Annotated in this window: 2 protein-coding genes and 1 pseudogene; 1 reads left to right on the top strand and 2 read right to left on the bottom strand. The window is 74.1% G+C overall.

Features of this window, described 5'->3' with window-relative positions; translation table 11 throughout:
* A pseudogene (locus AOK18_RS25900) lies at positions 1-474 on the top strand (tetratricopeptide repeat protein); the annotation flags it as partial.
* Positions 475-479: 5 nt separating this feature from the next.
* Here the strand turns inward: AOK18_RS25900 and AOK18_RS25895 are convergent.
* The gene (locus tag AOK18_RS25895; RefSeq protein WP_157865198.1) at positions 480-1,025 is read right to left on the bottom strand and encodes a VOC family protein; all 546 of its coding nucleotides are present in this window, start codon (positions 1,023-1,025) and stop codon (positions 480-482) included.
* 26 nt (positions 1,026-1,051) lie between these two features.
* The gene (gene rarD, locus AOK18_RS25890) at positions 1,052-2,113 is read right to left on the bottom strand and encodes an EamA family transporter RarD (RefSeq protein ID WP_055695907.1); all 1,062 of its coding nucleotides are present in this window, start codon (positions 2,111-2,113) and stop codon (positions 1,052-1,054) included.
* Positions 2,114-2,240 lie beyond the last annotated feature (127 nt).

Genomic DNA, 2,240 nt, shown 5'->3' with positions numbered 1-2,240 from the left:
CCGGCCGGCCAGGACGGCGTCGTTGATCCGGCCCACGGGACCGGCCAGCCGCGTCTCGCCCGGGCGGGCCGGATCGACACGGCGGCGCGCCTGGCCGGGGAGACGGTGGCCGAGGCCTCGCGGACGCTGGGCCCCGAGCACCCCGAGGTGCTCCGGCTGCGCGAGCTGACCGCGTACATCGCCTACCTCGGCGACGAGCCGCTGCACGCCTTCCGGCTCTCCCTCGACCTCGCCGCGATCCACCGCCGGGCGGGCGACGCGGAGGCCGCCTACGACGGCGTCCGCAGCGCGGAGGCAGCCTGGCGCGCGGTACGCGACCCGCTGCGCGGGCTGGAACTGGGACGCGACCTGATCGCGCTGTGGACCGCGCTGGCCGCCGAGGACGGCCCGGCCGCCGACGAGACCGAGGAACTGGACTCCGCCCGCGCCCGCATGGGCCGCCTGACCGACCGCGCCCGCGCCCAGCACGGGTGAGCGCGTCAGTGCACGCAGTACTCGTTGCCCTCCGGGTCCGTCATCACGCACCATGAACCGGCCGGTTCGCGCACGTGCCGGAGGACCTTCGCGCCGAGCCGCTCCAGCCGCCGCACCTCCTCCTCGCGGCGCCCCTCGCCGGGGTGCAGGTCGAGGTGGAGCCGGTTCTTGACCGTCTTCACCTCCGGCACCCGCTGGAAGAGCAGCCGCCGCCCCAGCCCCGTACCGCTCTCCTCCTCGTACGGGTCGTCGGGGTGCCGCACCGCGATCAGGTCCCGGAAGGCGCGCCGGCCGCGGTGCTCGACGGTGAGGTCGGCCGGCACGGCGCCCAGGCCGAGCAGTCTCTCGACGAGCGGGCCGTTGTCCTCGACCGTGTACCCGAGGGCGGCGGCCCAGAAGTCGGCCTGCGCGTGGGGGTCGACCGCGTCGATGACGAGCTTCCAGTGAAGGGGCGCGACGGGCGCGCCAGAAGCCTCACGGGTCTCCTGGGTCTCGCGGTTCTCGGGGGCCCCGGACGGACCGGGTGCGGGTGATGCCGGTGGCTGCGTCATGGAGCCATTCAACGCGCCGGGAGGCGTCAGGGCCCGATCTTCGGCGCGTCCACCGTGTTCACCGCGTCCACCGTGCCCGCGGGCTCCACCCTGCCCGCCGGCTTCGCCGTGGCCGAGGGGTCCGCGGGGCCGACCACCGGGCCGGCCGCCGCCGCTGCCGCGGCCGCCTTCGCCCGCTCCCTGGTGAGCACGCGGGCGGTGCGGCGGGCGGTGCGCAGCGCGTCCCAGGTCAGCAGCATGAGCGCCAGCCACACCAGGGCGAACCCGGCCCAGCGCTCGGGCGGCATGGCCTCCTTGAAGTAGAGGATGCCGAGCAGGAACTGGAACACCGGGGCCAGATACTGGAGCAGCCCCATCGTGGACAGCGGCACACGGATCGCGGCGGCGCCGAAGCAGACCAGGGGGAGCGCGGTGACGATCCCGGTGGCGGCGAGCAGCGCCGCGTGTCCCGCGCCCTCGGTGCCGAACGTGGAGTCGCCCCGGCTGCCCAGCCACAGCAGATAGCCGAGCGCGGGCAGGAACTGGACGGCCGTCTCGGCGGCCAGCGACTCGATGCCGCCGAGGTTGACCTTCTTCTTCACCAGGCCGTAGACCGCGAAGGAGAAGGCGAGGCAGAGCGAGATCCACGGCGGGCGGCCGTAGCCGACGGTGAGGACGACCACCGCGGCGAAACCGACCCCGACCGCCGTCCACTGCACGGGCCGCAGCCGTTCCTTCAGCAGCAGCACGCCGATGGCGATGGTGACCAGCGGGTTGATGAAGTAGCCGAGGGAGGCCTCGACGACGTGCCCGGAGTTCACCGACCAGATGTACACGCCCCAGTTCACGGTGATGACCGCCGCGGCGACCGTGATCAGGGCCAGCCTGCGGGGCTGCCGCAGCAGTTCCCCGAGCCAGGCCCAGCGGCGTACGAAGAGCAGGGCGACGCCCACGAAGAACAGCGACCAGACCATCCGGTGGGCCAGGATCTCCACGGCCCCCGCGGGCTTGAGCAGGGGCCAGAAGAGGGGGACGAGCCCCCACATGCCGTACGCCGCGAAGCCGTTCAGCAGTCCCTTGCGCCGCTCGCCGGCCGACTTCTCGGTCACGGGCCCTCCTTCTCACCTGATGCACCGGACGCACTCGACGCGTCCGGCGCGTCCGGCGCGTGCCCTGCCGCGAACGACACCCGACGCCCGCCCGGACGACGGTAACGCCGGACGCCCCTGCGTGTCA

The organism is Streptomyces prasinopilosus (assembly GCF_001419695.1).
Lineage (GTDB): Bacteria > Actinomycetota > Actinomycetes > Streptomycetales > Streptomycetaceae > Streptomyces > Streptomyces prasinopilosus.
The sequence above is the reverse complement of the archived record's forward strand: the minus strand, read 5'-3'. Positions and strand labels throughout refer to the sequence as shown.

Coding starts and splice junctions, on each gene's coding strand:
- AOK18_RS25895 (WP_157865198.1), bottom strand. CDS start 1,025: ATGACGCAGCCACCGGCATCACCCGCACCCGGTCCGTCCGGGGCCCCC.